Source organism: Geodermatophilus sp. CPCC 205506 (assembly GCF_051383635.1).
GTDB lineage: Bacteria > Actinomycetota > Actinomycetes > Mycobacteriales > Geodermatophilaceae > Geodermatophilus.
Genome location: NZ_JALPKP010000064.1, coordinates 1 through 21,970 on the forward strand (window position 1 = coordinate 1; position 21,970 = coordinate 21,970).

The following is a 21,970-nucleotide window of genomic DNA, read 5'->3' on the forward strand; positions in this document are numbered from 1 at the left end:
ATAGCCCCGGTAGGAGGCGATGTTGGCCCCCACGGTGCGCCACAGCTGCTGGAACACCGCGGTCGAGCCGGTGAAGTGGATGCCGGCCAGGTCCGGGTCGGCCAGCGCCACCTCCGAGACGGGGATCCCGTCGCCGGTGACCATGTTGATCACGCCCGGGGGCAGGCCGGCGGCCTCCAGCAGCCGCATCAGGTGGTGCGCGGCGAACTGCTGGGTCGGCGAGGGCTTCCACACCACGGTGTTGCCCATCAGCGCCGGCGCGGTGGGCAGGTTGCCGGCGATCGCGGTGAAGTTGAACGGGGTGACCGCGTAGACGAACCCCTCCAGCGGGCGGTGGTCGGTCCGGTTCCACACCCCGGGTGAGGACTCGGGCTGCTCGGCCAGGATCTGCCGGGCGAAGGACACGTTGAACCGCCAGAAGTCGATCAGCTCGCAGGCGGCGTCGATCTCGGCCTGGAACGCGGTCTTGCTCTGCCCGAGCATGGTCGCGGCGTTCAGCGTCTGCCGCCACGGCCCGGCCAGCAGGTCCGCGGCGCGCAGGAACACCGCCGCGCGGTCGTCGAAGGACAGCTCGGCCCACGCCGGCGCCGCCTGCTTCGCGGCGCGCACGGCCTGCTCGGCGTCGGCGTGCGTCGCGTGCGCCGACGTGCCCAGCACGGCGGTGTGCCGGTGCGGCTGGACCACCTCGAACTTCTCCCCGGCGGCCATCCGCTGCACGCCGTCGATCGTGGCGGTCAGCTCGATCTGCTCACCGGCCAGCTGCGGCAACCGCGCCTGCAGGGCGGCGCGCTCCGGCGAACCGGGGGCGTAGGTGAGCACCGGTTCGTTGAGCGGCGCGGGAACACGGGTGACGGCGTCCATGACAGGACCCCTCTCAGGAGGTGGTGACGAGGGAGAGCAGGAAGAAGCGCAGGGCGGCGAGCTGCCGCCGGTGTCGGTCAGATGGAGAGTGCGAGCCGGCGGGCATCGAGGACAGCAGCGTGGATGTTGCGGCTGGCGACGGCATCGCCGAGCCGGAACAGCTGGTAGCGCCCGGCGGGGTCGGACGTCTCGGGTTGCGGTGCGGCGTGGACGAAGGCGTCGAGGTCGATCTCGCCGCCGTTGGACGAACCGTCCCGGAGCTCGAGGTACACCTCGTCGTTGGGCACGGTCCCGTGCTCGACGACGACCTGGTCGACGACCCGCTCGACCGTGTCCCCGGTGTACTCGTTCCGGAGCACCGCGACCAGCCCGTCGGGGCCACGGCGGACGTCCTGGAGTCGGTGGTCGGGAGTGAGGCGGACACCGGCACGGTAGAAGGCCTCCAGGTACGCCGGGTACAGGGTGCCGATCACCTCCTGGCCCACCAGCCGATCCGGGGTGACGAGCTCCACCTCCGCCCCGGTGGCGGCGAGGCGCTCGGTGACGCCGAGCGCGTGGTCGGTGCCGTGGTCGTCGAACACGAGCGCGCGCCGCCCGGGACGCACGTCGCCGGACAGGACGTCCCAGGTGGAGACGACGAGGTCCTCGCGCAGGGGTGCCGGGATCGCGGGCACGCCACCCGTGGCGACGAAGACGACGTCCGGGTCGAGCGAGAGGACGTCGGCCGCCTCGGCGTAGGTGTTGACCCGGACGGTCACCCCCAGCTTGCGGACCTCGGCCTCCAGCCACTGCACGATGCTCAGCAGCTCCATCTGCCGCTCAGAGGCCCGGGCGGCCAGTCTGATCTGGCCGCCGACCTCGCTCGCGGCCTCGAGCAGCGTCACGGAGTGGCCCGCCTCGGCACTGACCCGGGCTGCCTCCAGGCCTCCGGGGCCGCCGCCGACGACCACGACCCGTTTGCGCCGGGGTGCGGCCGGCGCGATGTGGGGGATGAGCTCCTCCCGGCCGGTGGCGGGGTTGTGCAGGCAGAGTGCGTCCAGGCCGACGTAGATCCGGTTGAGGCAGTACGACGCACCGACGCAGGGACGGATGCGGTCCTCATCGCCGGCCTCGAGCTTGCGCACGATGTGCGGATCGGCCATGTGCGCGCGCACCATGCCGACGAGGTCGACGTACCCCTCGCGCAGCGCATGACGGGCGGTGGGCAGGTCGGTGATCCGACCGGCGTGCATCAGCGGGAGATCCACCTTCTCCTTGAACGCGCCGACCATGGGCAGGTAGCCGCCGAGCGGAGTGCCGAGCGGCTGGACCTGCCGGGCGAGCTCCGCATCGGTCGACGCGGCGCCGACGGCGAGGGAGATGAAGTCGACGAGGCCGGAGGCCGCCAGGCGTTGACCGAACGCGATGGCGTCGTCGTGCGTGAGGCCACCGGCCGCGTTCTCGGCAGCGCTCATCCGCACGCCGACGATGAAGTCGTCGCCCACCGCGCCGCGGACGCGCTCGAGCACCTCGAAGGCGAACCGGAGCCGGTTGTCGAAACTGCCGCCGTAGCGGTCGGTGCGCTGGTTCATCCGTGGCGACAGGAACTGGTCGATGAGGTGACCGGCGTAGGCGCTGATCTCCACGCCGTCCAGGCCACCGTCCTTGCACCGGCGTGCCGCCTCGCCGAAGCCGCTGACGATCCGTCGGATGTCGAAGTCCTCGACCGCCTTGGGGAAGCTGCGGTGTGCGGGCTCGCGCAGGGGCGACGACGAGACCGTGGGCAGCCAGTCGGCCTGGTCCCACCCGGCACGCCGCCCCATGTGGGTGATCTGGCTCATGACCGCGGCACCATGACCGTGCACGCGGTCGGCGAGCGCCTGCAAGTGCGGGATGACGGCGTCGTCGCCGAGGTAGATCTGGCCGAACGTGGACGGCGAGTCGATCGCGACGTTGGCCGATCCGCCGATCATGGTCAGCGCGATGCCGCCCTTGGCCTTCTCCTCGTGGTAGAGCTGGTACCGCGTCTTCGGCAGGCCGTCCTCCGCGTACGCCGGCTCGTGGCTGGTGCTGACGACGCGGTTGCGCAGCCGCAGGTGCTTGAGCTGGAAGGGCTCCAGCAGGGGATCGGTCACCATGTCGCACCTTCACGTCGGTTCGGCGAGGCATCGAGGGCCAGGACGGCCCGACCTGTGGTCGGGATCTCCACTCGAGCGGCTTGGTCCAGCAGTCGGTAGTGAGGCAGCGCCCGCCCGGGAGCGGGACGTTTCCATGGCTCCACCACCGCCGCCTACCTCCACCCGTATGACGGGACACCCGTCAGGTTCGACACTTGTCGATCGCGGCCCGGGGCTCGTGGACCCCGGGTCACATGGGCCCCAGAAGTGACCGACGCAGGTACGAGCGGGCGGACGCCTGTTCCGGTCACGCGGGGCGGCACGCCCTTCCCGCGCCCTCCGGCCGTGAGGTCGCGGTCCTGTCCCGTCCGGTCGGTCGGCCGATCGCCGAGGTGGCGAAGGTAGGTAGGAAGGCCCTCTCCGGGCCCGGTGGTCGAGCGACGCCGGTCGCCTCGGGACGTCGCGCCCTTCGCCGTCCGGTGGTCCCCGACCTCGGCGGCGCCGGCTCCCGGTGAGCGCACCACGTCGGGCGTTGCGCTCGTATCGCCTTTCGACGGCTGTCGAAGCAATGGGCAGAACTGTCCTACACGCAATGGTGCTGCGCGCACATCGCGGCTGCGTACGCTTCGCCGAACATGATCCAGTTCACATCTGAGATGCATGTGGACGCGGGCTCGGGGGCTCATTTCGGTGCATCTGCGCCGAATCGGTCCGGCGATGGGAGAGATCGATGCTGAGAATTCTGCAGCTGGCGACCGCGCAATGAGCACCATTGTGAGCAGTCCGTCGCAGCCGGCGGAGGCAAAGGACGACGTCCGCGTCGCCCACCGCCAGCACCCGGGCTGGTGGGTCCTCGTCGTCTTCGTCGGTCTGTGCCTGGCCGGCCTCGTCAAGACGCTCGTCACCAACCCCAATCTCCAGTGGGACGTGGTGGCCGACTACTTCTTCAGTACGCGGGTCCTCCGCGGTCTTCTCGTCACTCTCGAGTTGACCGTCCTGGCGATGTTCTTCGGCATTCTGCTGGGGATACTGACCGCGGTCATGCGGCTGTCGCCGATCCGGATCCTGTCCTCGGTCGCGTGGGCGTACACCTGGTTCTTCCGGGGGACGCCGCTGCTGGTCCAGATCATCTTCTGGTACAACCTTGCGGCTCTCTTCCCGACCATCGACCTGGGCATCCCGCTGATCGGGCCGACGTTGTGGTCCGGTGACGCCAACGTCGTGATCACGCCGTTCGTCGCCGCGTTGCTGGGACTGGCCCTCAACGAGGGCGCGTACATGTCCGAGATCGTCCGGGGCGGCATCGTCTCGGTCGACCAGGGGCAACACGAAGCGGCCGTGGCCCTGGGCATGCGCAGCTCCCGCGTGATGCGGCGGATCGTCCTGCCGCAGGCGATGCGGGTGATCGTGCCGCCCACGGGCAACCAGGTGATCGGCATGCTGAAGTCGACCGCCCTGGTGAGCGTCACGTCGACGGCCGAGCTGCTCTACACGACCCAGCAGATCTACAACCAGACCTTCCAGACCATCCCGCTGCTGATCGTCGCCAGCATCTGGTACCTCATCGTGACCAGTGTCCTCAGCGTCATCCAGTACTACATCGAGCGGCGCTACGCCCGCGGCGGACGCCGGGAGCTCCCGCTCACCCCGTGGCAGAAACTCCAGCGCGCCGTCGCCGACGTCCGCGGACGCGTCCAGACCTCGACGGCCGGGAGCGCATGATGGCCGCCGCAGTTCCCACGTCAGCCGACACCCCACTCGCCGAGCGCGAGGTCGTGCTCCGGGCCACCGGCATCCGCAAGCGCTTCGGCCTCGTGGAGGTGCTCAAGGGTGTGGATCTCACCGTTCTCCGCGGCGAGGTCATGTGCATCATCGGCCCCTCCGGCTCGGGGAAGAGCACCTTGCTGCGCAGCCTCAACCACCTGGAGGAGATCGACGGGGGGCGGGTCGAGCTCGACGGCGAGCTCGTCGGCTACCGGCAGCGCGGCCACCGGTACGTGACCATCCCCGAGAAGCAGCTCGCGGCGCAGCGAGCGCGCATCGGCATGGTGTTCCAGTCGTTCAACCTGTTCCCGCACATGACGGTGCTGCAGAACGTCATCGAGGCGCCGGTCGGAGTGCTCAAGCAGCCGGCGGCGGAAGCGAAGGCCACCGCGATGCAGCTGCTGGAACGCGTCGGGCTGACTGCCAAGGCGAACAACTACCCGCGCCAGCTGTCCGGGGGCCAGCAGCAGCGGGTCGCCATCGCCCGTGCGCTCGCGATGAAGCCCCGGCTCATGCTCTTCGACGAGCCCACGTCCGCCCTCGACCCGGAGCTCGTCGGTGAGGTCCTCGAGGTGATGAAGGCCCTGGCTCGCGACGGCCTGACCATGGTCGTCGTGACCCACGAGATGGGTTTCGCCCGCGAAGTCGCCGACTCGTTGCTCTTCATGGACGGCGGCGTCGTCGTCGAACGCGGTCACCCCCGGGACGTGCTGCTCAACCCCCAGATGCCCCGGACGAAGGACTTCCTGTCCCGAGTTCTCTGAGCCGGTCTCCCCGCCCGGTCCAGCAGTCCCGGCCCATCGACCTGTCCGCCACACGAGCGCGGACCACTACAGGAGGTACACGCATGTCTCGATCCAAGGCGGTCCGGCGGTCGGTCGCCCCCCTGGCGGTCGCCACCGTCGTCGGCTCACTCGGGCTCGCCGGATGCGGCGACCCCGCCGCCAGTGGTGAGGGCGGCGGCGAGGCGGCGTCCGAGGGGTCGATGGTCACCACGACGTGGGACCTGGAGCCGGTCGACTCCGTCGTGGCGCTGGTGCCGGAAGAGTTCAAGGACCAGCCCATCACGAACGGCATCTACAACACGTTCCCGCCTCAGGAGTTCCTGGAGGGGGACACCCTCGTGGGCATCCAGCCCGACATCGCCCTGGCGCTGAGCGAGGTGATGGGTGTCGAGCTCGACAACGTGCCCGTCGGCAGCTTCGACTCCCTCATCCCGGGAGTGGTCAGCGGCCGGTACGACATGTCGAGTGCCGACTTCGGTGTCACCCAGGACCGTCTCCAGCAGGTGGACTTCGTGACGGAGTTCCGCATCGGCACCGCCTTCGCCGTCAAGGAGGGCAGCGGCATCACGATCGGCCAGGCCACGGACCTGTGCGGCCACTCGGTCGGGGTCCAGGCCGGCTCCTACTTCATCGACCAGATCAACGGCGCGAACGAGGAGTGCGCCGCGGCGGGCCTCGAGGCGATCCAGCTGCAGACCTATCCCGACGACGGTGCGCGGAACCTCGCGGTCAGCAACGGGCGGATCGAGGTCACGGCGACCACCGAGGACGCCCTCGCGTACTCCATCGACAGCCAGAGCCTCCCGCTCGAGCTGCAGGAGTTCGTGTACGAGCCGGTCGAGCAGGCGATCGTGATCCCCGACGGCAGTGCGCTCGGCCCGGCCGTGGCAGCTGCGATGAAGGAGATCGTCGCCAACGGTACGTACGCCGAGATCCTGGAGAAGTGGGGAGTGGAGGGCATCGCGTACGCCTCGCCGGACGAGGTGCAACTGCTCACCGAGCCGACGCAGGCTCCGTGAGCGGGCCCAGCAGCGAAGACCCACCACGAGAGGGGAGCGGGACCATCAACGCGCACTCGGAGCCGACCAGCCCGGTGGAGGCCGCGGGGCAGCGGTACGACGTCGTCGTGATCGGCGGGGGAGTGATGGGCAGTGCCACGGCCTGGCACCTGCTGACCCAGGCGCCCGGCCTGTCCGTCGCCGTCATCGAACCCGATCCCGGCTACTCCGGAGCGGCGTCCTCCTTCGCGAGCGGTGGGGTACGGCAGCTGTTCTCCCGTCCCGAGAACGTGCTGATGTCCCGGTACACCCACGAGGTCATCGACGGCTGGGCCGACTGGGCGCCGCCGTCGGGGACGGCCGAACCCGACGAGGTCCCGGATCTGGGCTGGCGGCCCAACGGCTACCTCTTCATCACCGACAACGACCTGTCCTCCCGGCTCCGGGCCGACTTCGAGCAGCAGGTCTCCCTGGGGGTGGAGGCCGTCTGGCTGGAGCCGGACGAGGTCGGGGAGCGCTATCCGCTGATCGCCACCCAGGACCTCGGCCCTGCGGTGCTGTCGCCGCGCGACGGGTGGCTGGATCCGACCGCCTTCCTCCGCGGCATGGAACGGCGCAGCCGGCGTCTGGGAGCCGTGTTCCTCCGGGACCGGGCGGTCGACTTCGACCGGACGGGGCGGCGGCTCACCGGCGTCCGGCTCGAGTCCGGGTCGACCGTCCACGCCGACTCCGTCGTGAACGTCGCCGGGGTGTGGGGTCCCGGGCTGTCGGCGAAGCTCGGACTGGAGCTCCCGGTCGAGCCGATGCGGCGCTTCGACCACTACGTGGAGACGACCACGTCCTTCGCCGGCTATCCGTTCATCAAGGACCCGCGGGGGCTGGCCGTCCGGCCCGAGGGGGCCGGCCTCACCGCGGCGCTGGTGGACTTCTCGACGCCGGGCGGCTGGGACCTCAGCATCGACAAGTCGTGGTTCGAGGACGTCGTCTGGCCGGCACTCGTCGAGCGGGTGCCGGCGGCCGACCAGCTGAAGCTGGTCTCCACCTGGTCGGGGCACTACGACCAGAACCGGCTCGACGGCAACATGATCCTCGACCGGTGGGACGAGCTCGACAACTACTACGTCGCGACCGGCTTCTCGGGGCACGGGCTCATGCACGCGCCGGCGGTCGGCCGCGCGCTGGCCGAGCTGATCCTGCACGGTTCGTTCCAGACCCTCGACCTGGGCCGGATGGGTCTCGGGCGCGTCCTGTCGGGCACGCCCTACCGGGAGCTGACCATCCGGTGACCGAGCCGGACGCTGCCGTCCGCCCCGTCGGCCCCGGGTGACCCTGGTGCGGATCGGGATCGTCATCCTGCCCGAGCGGAACTGGGCCGCCGACCGGGAGCGCTGGCAGCGCGCGGAGTCCTACGGCTTCGACCACGCGTGGATCTACGACCACCTGGCTTGGCGCAGCCTGGCCGACGGTCCCTGGCACGCGACGGTCCCGACCCTCACCGGCGCTGCCCTTGCCACCAGCCGGATCCGGCTGGGCACCCTGGTCACCACGCCCAACTTCCGTCATCCCGTACCGCTCGCGAAGGACCTGATGACCCTCGACGTCATGTCGGGAGGTCGGCTGACCGTCGCCATGGGCGCGGGCGCCCCCGGGTACGACGCCTCCGTCCTCGGCGGTGTGGCCATGTCCCCGCGGCAACGCCTCGACCGGTTCGTGGAGTTCCGCGGCCTCCTCGACCGGCTGCTGACCTCGCCGGTGACGGACTGGTCCGGCGACTGGTACACCGCGGTCGGCGCCCGGATGATCCCGGGCCCGGCGCAGGACCCGCGGCCCCCGTTCCTCGTGGCGGCCGACGGCCCCCGGGGAATGCGCTTCGCCGCGTCCGCGCCGGGAGGTCCCGGGGACGGGTGGGTGACCCTGGGGACGGCTGACACCTCCCTGCCCGACCCGGAGTGGTGGGCCGAGGTCGGCGCCACCGCACGACGGATGGACGACGTCCTCGCCGAGGCCCCGCAGCGCCCGCCCGGGTTCGTCAGGATGCTCTACATGGGATCTCGCACGGCCACCACCACCACGGTGGAGCACCTGCGCGACCACCTCGGCCGCGCCGCGGATCTGGGCTTCACCGACGTCGCCCTCACCTGGCCCCGTCCTGACCAGCCCTTCCGCGGCGACGAGTCACTCCTCGAGGAGATCGCGAGCGCGCTTCCCGAGCTCAAGCGCCTCGGCAGCTGAACATCGCCGAACGGGCCTCCCCGGGTCGTCGTGGGAGGCCTGCTCGTGTCCTCCAGCCGTGCAGCCGTGCCCAGTCCGCGGTCTCCTCGGCCACTGAAGACTGTCAGCGGTGCGTCGTCGGGATCGGCGGATGCGAGCCGGACCGAGCCGCGGCTGGCCGGTCCGGACAGGTCGACCCAGAACTGGACGCCGGGCACCGGCACCAGGCGGCCGTTGCGCAGTCGGCGGGTCAGGGGCAGGAACTCGTTCTGCAGGTTGGGGGAGTCGACGTCGTCGCGGCCGCGGAGGAACGCGCCGGCCTCGAAGAAGTTCGTGGTGCTCAGCCCGCGGCGTCGCAACTGCATCCGGGGGTACGGGCGCGGACCCCGATGCCGTCGTAACTCACGTCCATGTGTACTTGGAGCGACGCGTGACGACAACTGTCGAAGCCGACCGGCCCCTGTCCCTACGCGACGTGAGTTGAATGTCCGTGGGACGGTGGATTCGTCATTTCTACGTAATCTCGATGTGTGCCTCCTTCCCGGTTCCCCACGCGTCGCCACGCCCGTCTGCCGGACCGGGCATGGCGAGCCCTCCGGGGCTCCGGTCCTCCTACGGCACCATTCGGCCTGCGCGCCCAGCCGGGCCGGGTGGACGATGTCACGGCCTACGCCGCCCTGGGCCTGGCCCTTCGCATCGGGGAGTCGTTGCTGGCCGTGGGGGCCTCCGCGGCCGACGTGACCGCCACGGTGCTGCGGGTGGCAGCGGCCTACGGCTTGACCAGCTGTCAGGTCGACGCGACGTTCACCTCACTGACGGTCAGCTTCGACCGGGACGATGCCGTGCCGCTCACCGCCATGCGCATCGTGAACATGCGGGGGATGGACTACAACCGGCTCCAGGGGGTCACCGACCTGGCGCGGGAGATCGTGGCCGACCGACTGGACATCGAGGAGGGACACCGCAGGCTGGATGAGGTCGTGTCCGCCCCCCACCCGTACCGTCGCCGCATCCACGCGCTGGGCTGGGCCGGTGTGGCGGGCGCCGTCGGCTTCCAGCTCGGCGGTGGGTGGCTGGTGGCCCTGGTCGCGGCGCTGACCACGGCCGCGATCGAGCAGATCATGCGGGTCCTCGGCCGACGTGGGGTCCCGGCGTTCTTCCAGCAGGCGGCCGGTGCCGCGGTGGCGACGGGAGTGGCCGTCCTGCTCGTCGTCTGGGACGTCGACGTCCGCAGCTCGCTGGTGGTCGCCGCGGGGATCGTGGTGCTCCTGGCCGGGCTGGCGCTCGTCAGCGCGACGGAGGACGCGATCAGCGGCTTCCCGGTCACTGCCGCCGGTCGGGCCTTCGAGATGATGACGCTGACGGCCGGCATCGTCGTCGGCATCGCCGGCGTGCTGGACCTGGCCCAGCGGGCACGACTGCTGTTGACGGTGGTGGACCCAGAGACGTCCAGCGTGCCGTTCGCCGTCGGACTGGCCGCGGCGGCCGCGATGGCGGGGTCCTGGGCGCTGGCTTCCTTCGCCCGCACGCGCGCCGTCGGCGTCGCCACCGTCGCCGGCGCGCTGGCGTGGACGACGTTCTCGGTCGCCGGGGCGCTCGGCGCGGGAACGGCGGTGGCGAGCGCGACGGCGGCCGTCGTCGTCGGGTTCTGCGGGGAGGCACTGACCGGACGGCTGCCCATCCCCCCACTGCTCGTGGCGGTCTGCGGGATCCTGCCGCTACTGCCCGGGCTGGCGATCTACCGGGGACTGTTCGGCATCGTCGTCGAGTCCGACCTGACGGGCGGCCTGGACGCCCTCGTGGGGGCCGCGGCCATCGGGCTCGGCCTGGCTGCCGGCGTGTCGTTGGGGAAGAGCCTCGGTCGGCCGCTGGGCGGTCGGCGCGACCGGTTCGACCGGCGGGTGCGCCGCCGCGCGACGAGCGAAGACTGACCTACGGACGCGTGTTCCCCGTACGACCGTGAGAATGCCTTTCACGTTCGGCTGCAACATCGTTTGCTTTTCTTTTGTGGTGATCGGCGCGAGAATTGCGGTGACGGCACCGCCGGAACCGTTCCTCGCTTCACTGGTGATCCGAACGTCCCCACACCACAAAGGAGAGTTCACGTGACCCATGCGCTCGACACGCGTCTTGCCAGCCGGCAGACGGCGTTCAGCGAGATCCCGCTCATCGACATCGGCCCACTGGTCGACGGGAGCGACCCGGACGGCGTCGCCCGGAAGATCGGTGAGGCCTGCGAGCAGGTCGGCTTCTTCTACGTCGAGAACCACGGTGTCCCGAAGGACCTCGTCGAGCGCATGTACGCGGCGACTCAGAAGTTTTTCGCCCTGCCCCTCGAGGTCAAGCAGCGGCTGCACGTCGCCAATTCCGGCGTCACGCTGCGCGGCTACATCCCGCCATACGGCGAGAACGCCGACCCGAAGAACAGTCGCGACCTCAAGGAGGTCTTTGACTTCGGCGTCGACCAGGAGGACGTGTCCCCGTTCTTCGGACCGAACCTGATGCCCGCGGAGCTCCCTGAGTTCAAGGAGATCTGCGAGGAGTACCACAGCGCGATGATGGCGCTGGCCCGCAAACTGGTCAGTTCCTTCGCCCTCAGCCTCGATCTCCCGGCGGACTACTTCGAGCGCCTGCAGCAGAACCCGATCACGATCCAGCGCCTTCTTCACTACCCGTCGCAGCAGGGGAACGTCTCCCAGGACGAGATCGGTATCGGCGCGCACACGGACTACGGATTCCTGACGATCCTCTCCCAGGACAGCGTCGGCGGTCTCCAGGTCCGCAACAAGGACGGCGAGTGGGTGAGCGCGCCGCCGGTCGAGGGCACCTTCATCATCAACATCGGTGACCTGGTTCAGGCCATGACGTGTGGTCGCTACTCGTCGACCGTGCACCGGGTCATCAACACCAGCGGGGTCGCCCGGTACTCGATCCCGTTCTTCATCGACCTGGACTTCGATGCGGTCCCGGAGCCGCTGCCCACCTGCGCGACCGCGGAGGACCTGGCCGCCTTCACGCCCTTCACGTGCGGCGAGTACAAGTACCGACGCTTCGTAGACGTCTACCCACACCTGAAGGGCGCCGGCACGGGGGCCGCTTCCGCGTCCTGACGTACGACCCGATCGATCAGCGGTGTGCGGAGGCAGCCCCGCGGGCTGCCTCCGCGCGCATGCTGCGCGGTCCCTCGCCGGGCTTTCGAGACTTGTCGAACGAGGCGGGCATTCTCTCCTCTCCGTCGTGGAGGCGGCCCGGGTCCGTCCCTCCCTACGGTTTCTGCATGGCAAGCGGCGCGGTCAGCAGGTCGACACATCTGCAGTCGTCCGGGATCGACGACCGTGATGGCGAGCGGAGGGACGGCCCGGGCTGCGGCCCCGACCGGTCCGACGACTGCGTCGGCGCCCTCTGAGCATGTCGATGATCGATGGCAAGCTCCGGGTGCTGCAGATGGTCGATCGCCGCGGGAGCGTCACGGCTGCGGCGACCGCCATGAAGTACACGCCCTCGGCGGTCTCCTACCAGCTGCGCCAGCTGGCCGAGCAGCTCGGTGTGAAGCTCGTCGAACCCGCGGGCCGGGGCATCAAGCTGACGGCGGCGGCGCGTACGGTGCTGCGGCACACCGCCGTGATGCAGGCGCAGTGGGAGCAGGCGCGAAGTGAACTCGCGGCCACGAGTGAAGAGTCTTCGGGCCTCTTCACGCTGTGCGGCTTCTCGACGGCTGCGACGCATCTGTTGCCGTTGGCGGCGGCAACGTTGCACGATCGCCACCCGCGGCTGCGTGTCCGCGTGGTGGAGGCCGAGCCGGCCCGCTGCTTCGAGCTGCTCGAGGCGGAGGAAGCCGATCTGGCGTTGGTGATGGTGACCGCTGACTCGCCGTCGCTGAGCGATGGTCGCTTCGACCAGCAGTCGCTGCTGGACGACCCGCTGGACCTGGTGGTGCACGCGGAGCACCCGCTGGCCGCGCGCCCGACGGTCACGCTGGCGGACGCGGCTCGGGAGCCGTGGATCATCGGCACCCCGGGTGGGGCGTACCACCAGCTCACGGTCACCGCGTGTGTGGCCGCCGGGTTCGCCCCGGACATCGCCCACCAGGCGGATGAGTGGGAAACCGGCGCGGCGCTCGTGGCTCACCGGCTGGGGGTGATGCTGATACCGCGTCTCGGGCTCATCAACACGGAATGGCCCGTCACGCGTATCCGCCTCTCCGGCGAACCCGTGCCTGCCCGGCGGATCCTCGCGACCACTCGTAAGGGGGGTGCCGGGCACCCCCTCGTCGCGCAGACGCTCGACCTGATCCAGGTCGCCTCCTCGAGCCTGTTCTCGGGTGGCGTCCCCCGTGGGACACCGTCGGCGAGAGCCGAGTGACCGTGTGGTGGCGGGCGGCGGTCCTCGGTCGCGTCGGGTCGGCGTACATGGACGGTGGCGGTCACGTCCGGCGCGGGCCGAGCATGCCGGGAAGCATCCGACGGTAGGGCAAGACCTCCAACGGCGACCTCGGGACGTCTCTCGCGAGGTGGCCGTCGCCTCGGTGCCCACCCCGCACCCGGGCTCCCGGTCGGTCGGGGGAGTGCTGGCAGCTCTCGCGCTCTCGGCGGTGATCTGTCCGCCGGCCGACACCGCGTTCAGTCGCGGGCCGAGTTCGCTGGCGACCACGGCCTGTCGTGCGGGCCGGTCGCCGCACTCCGGGCCCTGGACGATGCCTCGAGATCCACCACGGGAGTCCCGGCGGCTGCTCGCACCACACGCGGATCCCGAACGACGGATGAGCTCGTTCCCCGTGCTCCACGATGACAGCCACACCGGCACCTGGGCGCGGACGGGCCGGTCCGGCGCAGCGATGAGGCGGACCACTGTCGCCTCATCGCTCAACTCGAACGGCGGGCTCTCACTTCTCGGGCGGCCGCTGGCCGGCCTTCTCCAGGCGGGCGTGGAGGTGGTCGGGAAGGACCACTCGTTCGACCGGGGAGTAGTACCTGCCGAAGTCGATGCCGTACCGGACGCGAAGCCGCTCGAGGTGGTCCTCGACGCGGTGGAGGTAGTCGGCAGCGAATGCCGCCGGGTCCAGCGCGATGAGGAACAGGCCGACGCGTGGCGGCTGCTCCCCGGACGCGAAGTCCGGCGCGTCCATGGAGAACGACGCCCCGGACAGGACGGACAGCAGCTCGATGACGAGGGCGATGTTGCTGCCCTTCACACCGCCGAACGGCAGCAGGGGCCCGAGCAACGCGGCCTTCGCGTCGGTCGTGGGGTTGCCGTGGGCATCCAGCGCCCACCCGGCCGGGATCGGCTCGCCCGCCGCGGCTGCATCCCGGATCCGCACCCACGCGACGGTGCTCGACGCCTGGTCGATGAGGCGCGGCGGCCGGCCCGGGAGGGCGAACGAGAACGGGTTCGTCCCGGTGACGGCATCTGGGGCGCCGTAAAGGGACATCAGTGGTGTGGAGTTGGCCCCCGCGAACGCCACGAGCCCTTCGGCCGCGAGGTCTGACGTGTAGTACCCGAGTTCGCCGACGGGGAAGGCATCGCTGATGCTGAGCACGGCGACCCCGCTGTCCCGAACCGCATCCAGCAACACCGGACGCGCGGTGCGGAAGGCCAGCTGGGCGATCCCGTCGTCCGCCGACACCGTGATGACCGACCGGCGGTCGTTGTGCACGACGGGTCGGGGAGTGCCGTTGAGCCGACCGCACTCGAGTGCGTCGAGATAGTCGAGCAGGTGCGCCACGCCCACGGCTGTGTTGCCGCGGCGTTCGGCAGCCAGTACCGCGTCCGTCAGCGCCGAAGCTGTGTGCTCGTCGCCGCCGGCGTGGGTGATGGCTGTCGAGCAGAGGGATGCGAGCCGATCCCAGCCGACCTGGATCACCTGTACCGCCTTCCTGGAACGCGATCTGTCCGGCGCAGCCGTGTGCGCCGCAGTTGCTCGGTCACTTCTCGTCCTGATCCGCCGGCGGTCTCGAGCGGTCCGGCACGTCGTGAGGGTGGGGGTCCGTGCGGTGGAGGCGTTCAGATGCGTCGGGATCCGCCACGGAAGGCGATCATCATCTGCCGGGACCGGGTCGGGTGGCCGCATGCACTCGTAGTCCGTGCGGCCACCCGTCCCGGCGTGCGTACTTCTCGTGTGCGGCGGCCGACGGCCGGTCAGTGCGAGTACACGGCAGCCGCCTCGGTGAGAGACATGCCCTTCGTCTCCGGAGCGAGCCACTGCGACAAGCCCGCGCCGGCGGCTGCGACGGCGGCAGCGATCAGCATGGTCGGCCCGGTCCCGAGCGACTCCATCGACACCGGCAGCAGGAACGTGCCCAGGGCGGCCCCGATCCGGCTGACCGCAGCCGCGAAGCCGGTGCCGACGCCGCGGATCTCGGTCGGGAAGACCTCACCCGGATAGACGCCCGTCAACGTGGTGTACCCCGCGTTGAGGAACGAGAAGACGAGGAACAGGGTCAGCACGATCGCCGCCGGCGCACCCGTCCACAGGCCGATGACGGCCAGGACGACGGCGCACGCCCATTGCGGCGGAATGGTCAGCACGCGGCGGCCGAGTTTGTCGATCAGCAGGACCGTGACCACGACTCCGGCAACGGCGAGCGCGGAGAGCCCGACCCCACCCGCGAGCCCACCGGACAGCCCGTACTGCTGCACCACGCTGTCGGCGAAGGTGGCGATCGCGAAGTACGGGGCGACGGCGCAGAACCAGAATCCCGAGGTGAAGGCCGTGGCCCGCCAGTGCTGCTTCGAGAACAGCATCCCGACGGTGCCCTTCTGGACGTCCTCGTGCGTGAGGTCGTCCAGGGTGTCGTCCGGCATGTACTTCTCGGCGAGGGCGCGGGCCTCGTCCCTGCGGCCCACGCTCCACAGCCAGCGGGGCGATTCCGGCAGTCCGAGCCGGCCGAGGAACAGGGCCGCCGCGAGGAACGTGCTCGTGCCCAGGATGAACTGCCAGCCGAGGTCGGTGTTCTCGATCAGCAGGTAGCCGATCAGGAACGCGATCATGAAGCCGGCGTACCAGGCGATCGTCATCCCACCGAGGAGTCGCCCCCGCAGATGGGTGGGCGAGAACTCGGCCAGCATGGGCCAGCCGACCCCGTACTCGATGCCGATCGCGATGCCCATCAGGAGTCGCACCAAGAGCAACAGCGTCGGTGATTCGATGAAGAACTGCAGACCCGACGCGACCGTGAAGAGCGCGATGTCGAACATGAACACCGGCTTGCGGCCCAGCTTGTCGGTGACCATGCCACCGATCGGCGCGCCGAAGAAGATGCCGACCAGCGCCGCCGCGGCGACCAGGCCCTCCATGAGCGACGAGAGCTGCAGGTCCTCGGCTATCGTCGCCGACACCGGTCCGACGATGCCGAGGATGTAGCCGTCCAGGAACATGCCGCCGATCAGGACGGTGATCATCCTGAACAAGAAGCGTCGTTTGTTGACCGCTGCGGCGCCGCCGCCCCGGCCCGAAGCGGTGTTCGCCAGATCTGACATCGGTCTCTCCTGTCGGTCGGGGTCGGTGGTGCGGGATGCGTTCCTCTTCGCGGTGTGGGGGTCGTCGGTGGAGCAGGGGCCGTCCGCGCCGGACACCCCTCGGTGTGCGAGATGGACGACGTCCGTGCAGCGCAGCTGCCGCGGGCACCGCGAGCGCGGCGGGCATGCCTCGACGCGGCCGACGTCACGTCGACCGGTGGTGCGTGCTGCCTCCGCGCCGGCGCCGTGATCCGGAGGCGCGGAGGACTCCGCTCGGCCTACTCGGCGGGCGGGTTCCCGGGGCCGGGACCGCCGGCCCAGACCATGAGGACGGGCTCGGAGCTCCGGTTGTGGATCCGGTGCGGCACGGCAGGGGGGAAGGTGATCGTGTCGCCCGCGGCGAGCTGGTACTCCTTCTCGCCGTCGTCGAGGACACCCTCGCCCGAGACGCAGTAGAAGACCTCCCACGCCCCCTCGTGACCCGGGTCCACGGCACCGGTGTCACCGGGGTTCACCAGCGAGCTGCCGAACCACACGTCGTCGTTGCGGAAGTACTCACGGCAGAGCTCGGGGCCCTCGTAGAAGACCTTTGCCTCGCTCTGTCGGATCACGATCGGGTCGGGCCTGGTCATCGTTGTCACTCCTTCGTCAGGGTCTGCATCGACTGATCGGGGGTGGGCGGCTGCCACCGCCTGCGTCGTCCGGCACCCGTCGTCGAGCGCGGACTGCGCTCGGCTAGCCGTCGAGTCGTGCGAGCGCGGCCTCGAGCTGCGCCACGCCCTCGGGCTCGAGTTCCTGGAGGGGCTCCCGGGGGGCGCCCACGGGGAAGCCGCGCAGGCGCAGGCCGGCCTTGACTGCCTGGCTGAACGGGACCGTGAGCAGCGCGTCGATGACGGGGAAGACCCGGCGCCACAGCTCGCGGGCTCCGGCGACGTCCCCGGCGCGCAGCGCGCGGGCCACGGCGACGATCTCGTCGGGGACCAGGTTCGCTGCGCCGACCATCACCCCGGTGGCGCCTTCGAGGAGGGCGCTGAAGCTGTAGCTGTCCCACCCCATGATCAGCTTGATGTCGTCGCGGTGGTGGTGGATGAGCCGGAGCGCCTGCTCGTAGTCCTTGCTGGAGTCCTTGACGTACTCCACGTTCGGCACGTCGCGTCCGAACGCGGCGAGGGTCTCGGCGTCGAGGTTGACCCCGGTCGTGAAGGGGTTGTTGTACAGCATGATCGGGGTGTCCACCGCCGACGCGACGTCCTGGATGTACCGGCTGACCTCCGCGAGCGTCAGCGGCTCGTAGTACGGGTTGGTCAGCATCAGGACGTCGGCGCCCGCCCGCTCGGCGGCCTGGGAGAGGTCGATCGCCTTCGAGGCGGTCATCCCGCCGGTCTGGCACACCACGGGCGCCCGCCCGGCGGTGTGGTCGATGACGATCTCGAACAGGCGCAGACGTTCCTCGTCGGTCAGGGTCGCGAACTCCCCGGTCCCGCCGCCGGCGACGAGGGCGTCGACTCCGGCGTCGAGCGAACGGTCGACCACCTTCCTGAGCAGGGACTCGTCGATCTTGCCGCTGTCGTCGAACGGTGTCGTGAGTGCGGTGAGGATGCCGCTGACTTCTCTCGCCATGACTCGTCCCTCTCGGCTCGTTGTCTGGTCGTGGAGGATGGGGGAGGTGGTCGCTGGTCTCAGGTGACGATCAGCTGCTGGCGCGTGGACAAGAGGCTGGCCGCCTCCTGCGCAGCGGTGAACCCGGAGCTGATGGCGGTCTCGGTGTAGAGCGTCCCGAGGTAGTCGCCCGCCAGGAACACCCGCTCCGACGGGCGGGTCAGGGTGGGTTGGATCTTGCTGCGGCCCGGGAAGGAGTACGGCGAACCGAACGGGAACTTCTCGACGCGCGCCTCCGCGACGATGTCGGCGAACCCGGGGAAGATGTCGTCGAGGTCCGTGATGTAGGTCTTGACGATCTCGTCGTCGTCGATGTCCCACAGGCGACGACCCAGACTGGCCGGCGAGAACGCCATGATGCTGCCGCCGGGCTGACGGGTGGTCTCCCGGCCGCGGACGACGCTCGCCTGGTTCAGCGCGACGCTGAACGACTTGTTGGCGGCGGCGATGCCGTACGTGTTGTCGTAGGGCATCGACGTCGTCTCGTTGGTCAGGAAGGCGCCGCTGACGTGCGGGCCGTAGACGATCTTCGACAAGGCCTCGCGGAGGTCCGCGGGCAGGTTCACGGCCATCCGGTGCGTGATCGGCGCAGGGGTGGCGAGGACGGCCGTCCGCGCTTTGATCTCCTGGGCGGCGCCGTCCTTCGTGAACCGGACGACGACGTGGTCCCTGTTCTGGACGACCTCGTGCACCTCGGCGCCGAGCTGGATTCGGTCCCGCATCGACTGCGCGATGCCCTCGGTGAGGGTGGAGGCCCCGCCGAGGATGTTGCGGCCGAGCCCCTGACCGATGTTCCAGATCAGGCTGAAGTAGCCGATGCCGGCGCCGGCGGAGAGCTGGTCGGGATCGGCCGCGGACCGCGTGACCGGCGGGAGGAAGAAGCTCGCCGCGTCGTCGGAGAGGTGGCCGATGTAGTCGGCGAACGTGCGTTCGTTGTCGAAGTCGTAGACCCGCTGCTGGCGCACCTCGCCGGTCTCCCCGGGCCGCTTGCGGACCGCGCGGGTGTAGCGGAGGACGTCGACCCCGACCCGGGCGCCCTTCCTCAGGATCTCCAGTCGAGACGACAACGGCATCGGGAAGCGGAAGGGGTAGAGCTGGACCGGGCCCGTGGAGAGGAACTTGCCGTTCATCGCCATGCCCTTGAGCGAGCCCGGGATGTTCATCGACCGCGTCCCGGTCTCCGCGAGCAGCTCCGTCGTGGAGCTGCCCTCACCGGCGAACATGTGGCCCCCCCAGTTCAGGACGTAGGGGCCGCGCTTCTCCGACTGGATCCGGCCTCCCACGCGGTGGTCGGCCTCCAGCACCTCGATGTCCCAGTGGCGGAGCCGCCAGGCCGCCGACAACCCCGCAAGGCCGCCGCCGACGATCACCACATCTCTCACGGGTCTTCCTCTCGATCAGAACCACTCGTTGACCGCACACGGCACGCACGACGCGACACACCGCGTGCGCGGCTGCTTGTTCGGCGGGGTGGAGCCGGGGTCGCCGGCCGTCAGCCGGCGGCAGGCTCCGCCGCGACGAGCAGGGGCTTCAGTGACTCCTGGAGCGCCATGAACCGGGCGAACAGCACGTCGTAGACCTTCGCGTTCTCGGCCCGCGGGTGGAACGAGCGGTCGTACTCGACCGCCGCGCGCGAGACGGCAACGGCGGACTCCCAGAGGCCGACGCCGACACCGGCGATGATGGCCGCGCCGCGGCACGCGGCGCTTCCCGATCCGTGCAGGGTGTGCACCGGGAGTTGGGTGGCGTCGGCCTTGATCTGGCACCAGGCGTCGCTCTTCGCGCCTCCGCTGAGGGAGATGATCTCGTTGACGTCGACGCCCAGCTGGGTCGTGGAGTCGATCATGCGCCGCAGCACCATGGTGACGCCTTCCATGATCCCTCGGGACAGGTGCTGCTTCGTGTGGGCGAGCGTCAGTCCGAAGATCACGCCGCGCGCGTACGGGTCGAGGTCGGGCGGGCCGGATCCCTGCAGGTGGGGCACGACGACGAGGCCGTCGCAGCCGGGCTCGACCTGCTCGACCTCCTTGTCGATGAGGGAGTAGGCGTTGATGCCGCAGAGCTCCTCGACCTGCGTCTCGGTCGCGCAGAACTGGTCGCGGTACCAGCGCATGACCATGCCGCCGGTGGAGAAGGTGTGCAGCATGTACTGACCGGGGATGGCCGCGGCGAAGCAGGGGACGCGGCCCGCCTCGTCGAGGGTCAACTGCTCGACGATGGTGACGCTCGTCAGGGCGGATCCGGTGCTCTCCGAGAAGATGCCGGGGATGGAGTTCCCGATCCCCAGCGCGCCGCAGGCCTGGTCGAGCGCCCCGACCGACACGGGACAACCGGGCGGGAGACCGAAACCGGTCGCGGCGGTGGCGCTCACCGACCCGACGATCTCGCCCTGAGCGGCGATCTCGGGGAGCTGATCCTCGGTGATCCCGAGGTGGTCCAGCATCTCCGGCCAGTACCGCCGCGTGTTGATGTTCCAGAGGATCGTCGAACAGAGCAGCGAGTCCTCGCTGACCAGCCGACCGGTGAGCCGGTACACGAGGTAGTCCTTGAGGAGCACGAACTTGGCCGTCCGGGAGAACACCTCGGGCTGGTTCCGCTTGATCCACAGGATCTTGGCCGCGGGCCAGATGGCGTCCATGGCGACCTGACCGGTGGTCGCGTGGATGAGGGGACGTCCGAAGTGCTGCTCGATGTCCTCCGCCTCGGCGGTCGCCCGGTTGTCCAGCCACACGATCGCCGGCCCGATCGGTTCATTGTCCGCGTCGAGGCAGAGCATCGTCTCGCCCTGCGCGGACAGCCCGAGGGCCTCGAGCTCCGCGACGGGGACCGAGACGTCCCTCAGTGCACTGCTGACGGCGAGGGAGAACGTCGTCGTGTAGGTGTCGGCGTCCAGCTCGACCCAGCCGGCGCGTGGGGTGCGCAGGGAGTACTCCTCGGAGTGGCTCCCGACCTCGACGCCCTTGGCGTCGAAGACGGCCGCCTTGATCGCGGTGGTGCCGACGTCCACACCGAGCACGTAGGAGCTCATCGGGGCCCTCCATCGACCGTGGCGTCGACGTCCACGACGCGCTCGAGGTTCTCGCGGAAGGACCCACCGGGCGCGAACGTGCCGTCGAACAGCGCGCCACCGATCGTGTAGCCGAACGGGCCGATCTCGTGCATCAGCTGGATGCGCTCCGCGGAGTTGATGCTGCCGGCGACGATCACCTTGTCCCCGCCGAACTCGTGCACGACCTGCTTGGCCAGCTGGATCGGGTCGCCGTCGGTGTACCGGTAGGCCACCAGGTCGACGCCGTCGGCGCCGAGGTCACGGAGCCGGTCGGCATCGGCCAGGACGTCCTCCGGAGCGCCGGTCAGCTCGATCGGGGAACCGCCGACCCGGCCGCAGAACGGGAAGTACCTCATCCCCGCGCTGTGTGCCCGCTCCCTGACGGCCGGGGAGAACTCGCCTCCGGTGAGGTACTGGACTCCGCAGTCCGCGGCGAGGGCAGCGGCGTCGAGCAGCTCCTTCTCGTCGAAGCTCACGACCTCCAGGACCGGGGTCTTCCCAGCGCTCCGGAACTCCCCGACGAGCTGCTCCATCTCGTGAGTGGTCAGCCCCACGTCCTTGAAGCCCCAGTACTGGATGGGGAGGTCTGCCGCCTGCCGGAAGCAGTCGATGGCGTCGGGGACCGTGACGTCATCGTGGGTGAGCATGACGATCACCTGTGGCCTCAATGGGGTTCACTCTCCGAGTTCGCGTTGGGGGGCGGCGGGGGTGCGACGGCTGTGGGGAGAGGTCTGCGGGCTCCCGAGGGCGACGTGCCGAACGGGGGCGAACAGGCCGCCGCCTGGGCCTCGTAGAAGACCCGGCGTGTGGCGCCGCGGGGGAGTGGTGCTGAGCAGCTCGCGGACTGAGTCGTCCTACCAGCTCTAAGTTGTCCTACAACTTGCTGTGAGTCGTACCATAGGAGAGCGGCGTTGTCCCCGTCAACACCCACGGGCCCGTCTTTGCGTTGGCGGGTGGTCGGCCCTGTCGGCCGAGGCCGCTCAGGGGCGCGGGTGGCCCGCCGGACGGCGCCGATGACCGGCGTGGCCACGGCGCGGAGTCGAGGCGTGGACGCGGCCCGCTCGGCGGCCGCTACGGCGGGCCCGACACGGG

At 70.1% G+C, this 21,970-nt stretch carries 17 protein-coding genes; 8 read left to right on the forward strand and 9 right to left on the reverse strand.

Going from position 1 to position 21,970, the window contains the following annotated elements; genetic code table 11:
• Positions 1–861 (reverse strand): aldehyde dehydrogenase family protein (locus tag MY520_RS24755; protein ID WP_436695351.1); only part of this gene is annotated, 861 nt, incomplete at its 3' end.
• Positions 862–938: 77 nt separating this feature from the next.
• Positions 939–2,978 carry an FAD-dependent oxidoreductase gene (locus tag MY520_RS24760; RefSeq protein WP_436695352.1) on the reverse strand — a complete coding sequence of 680 codons (2,040 nt, stop codon included), beginning with the start codon at positions 2,976–2,978 and terminating at the stop codon, positions 939–941.
• Positions 2,979–3,731: 753 nt separating this feature from the next.
• Here MY520_RS24760 and MY520_RS24765 point away from each other — a divergent pair.
• The 8 genes from MY520_RS24765 (at position 3,732) to MY520_RS24800 (ending at position 13,077) form a co-directional block, all read left to right on the forward strand.
• Positions 3,732–4,679 (forward strand): amino acid ABC transporter permease, encoded by a 948-nt coding sequence (locus MY520_RS24765; protein WP_436695353.1) that lies wholly within the window; start codon positions 3,732–3,734, stop codon positions 4,677–4,679.
• Entirely contained in the window at positions 4,679–5,485 is an 807-nt protein-coding gene (locus MY520_RS24770) for an amino acid ABC transporter ATP-binding protein (protein WP_436695354.1), read from the forward strand. Before MY520_RS24765 ends, MY520_RS24770 begins: the two co-directional genes overlap by 1 nt.
• A gap of 83 nt (positions 5,486–5,568) precedes the next feature.
• A complete protein-coding gene (locus tag MY520_RS24775) occupies positions 5,569–6,525 on the forward strand; it encodes an ABC transporter substrate-binding protein (RefSeq protein WP_436695355.1) in 957 nt (318 codons plus the stop codon).
• Positions 6,522–7,790 (forward strand): NAD(P)/FAD-dependent oxidoreductase, encoded by a 1,269-nt coding sequence (locus tag MY520_RS24780; RefSeq protein WP_436695356.1) that lies wholly within the window; start codon positions 6,522–6,524, stop codon positions 7,788–7,790. Before MY520_RS24775 ends, MY520_RS24780 begins: the two co-directional genes overlap by 4 nt.
• 46 nt (positions 7,791–7,836) lie before the next feature.
• The gene (locus MY520_RS24785) at positions 7,837–8,736 is read left to right on the forward strand and encodes an LLM class flavin-dependent oxidoreductase (RefSeq protein WP_436695357.1); all 900 of its coding nucleotides are present in this window, start codon (positions 7,837–7,839) and stop codon (positions 8,734–8,736) included.
• Between the two features lie 629 nt (positions 8,737–9,365).
• Positions 9,366–10,646 carry a threonine/serine ThrE exporter family protein gene (locus MY520_RS24790; RefSeq protein WP_436695358.1) on the forward strand — a complete coding sequence of 427 codons (1,281 nt, stop codon included), beginning with the start codon at positions 9,366–9,368 and terminating at the stop codon, positions 10,644–10,646.
• Positions 10,647–10,820: 174 nt separating this feature from the next.
• A complete protein-coding gene (locus MY520_RS24795; RefSeq protein WP_436695359.1) occupies positions 10,821–11,825 on the forward strand; it encodes an isopenicillin N synthase family dioxygenase in 1,005 nt (334 codons plus the stop codon).
• Between the two features lie 298 nt (positions 11,826–12,123).
• Positions 12,124–13,077, forward strand: coding sequence for a LysR family transcriptional regulator (locus MY520_RS24800; protein ID WP_436695360.1), 954 nt, complete (start codon positions 12,124–12,126; stop codon positions 13,075–13,077).
• Between the two features lie 520 nt (positions 13,078–13,597).
• Here the strand turns inward: MY520_RS24800 and MY520_RS24805 are convergent.
• From MY520_RS24805 to MY520_RS24835, 7 genes are all read right to left on the reverse strand, one after another.
• Positions 13,598–14,575, reverse strand: coding sequence for an Ldh family oxidoreductase (locus MY520_RS24805; protein WP_436695361.1), 978 nt, complete (start codon positions 14,573–14,575; stop codon positions 13,598–13,600).
• Positions 14,576–14,850: 275 nt separating this feature from the next.
• Positions 14,851–16,287, reverse strand: coding sequence for an MFS transporter (locus MY520_RS24810; RefSeq protein WP_436695362.1), 1,437 nt, complete (start codon positions 16,285–16,287; stop codon positions 14,851–14,853).
• Between the two features lie 161 nt (positions 16,288–16,448).
• Entirely contained in the window at positions 16,449–16,802 is a 354-nt protein-coding gene (locus tag MY520_RS24815; RefSeq protein WP_436695363.1) for a cupin domain-containing protein, read from the reverse strand.
• Between the two features lie 103 nt (positions 16,803–16,905).
• Complete coding sequence (locus MY520_RS24820; protein WP_436695364.1) at positions 16,906–17,790, reverse strand: dihydrodipicolinate synthase family protein; 885 nt, start codon at positions 17,788–17,790, stop codon at positions 16,906–16,908.
• 59 nt (positions 17,791–17,849) lie between these two features.
• Positions 17,850–19,211, reverse strand: a complete 1,362-nt coding sequence (locus MY520_RS24825; RefSeq protein WP_436695365.1) for a protoporphyrinogen/coproporphyrinogen oxidase — start codon at positions 19,209–19,211, stop codon at positions 17,850–17,852.
• A gap of 110 nt (positions 19,212–19,321) precedes the next feature.
• Positions 19,322–20,857 (reverse strand): xylulokinase, encoded by a 1,536-nt coding sequence (locus tag MY520_RS24830; RefSeq protein ID WP_436695366.1) that lies wholly within the window; start codon positions 20,855–20,857, stop codon positions 19,322–19,324.
• Positions 20,854–21,525: a hypothetical protein gene (locus MY520_RS24835; protein ID WP_436695367.1), complete on the reverse strand. Its 672-nt coding sequence runs from the start codon at positions 21,523–21,525 to the stop codon at positions 20,854–20,856. The genes MY520_RS24830 and MY520_RS24835 overlap by 4 nt, the downstream gene beginning before the upstream one ends.
• Positions 21,526–21,970: the final 445 nt, after the last annotated feature.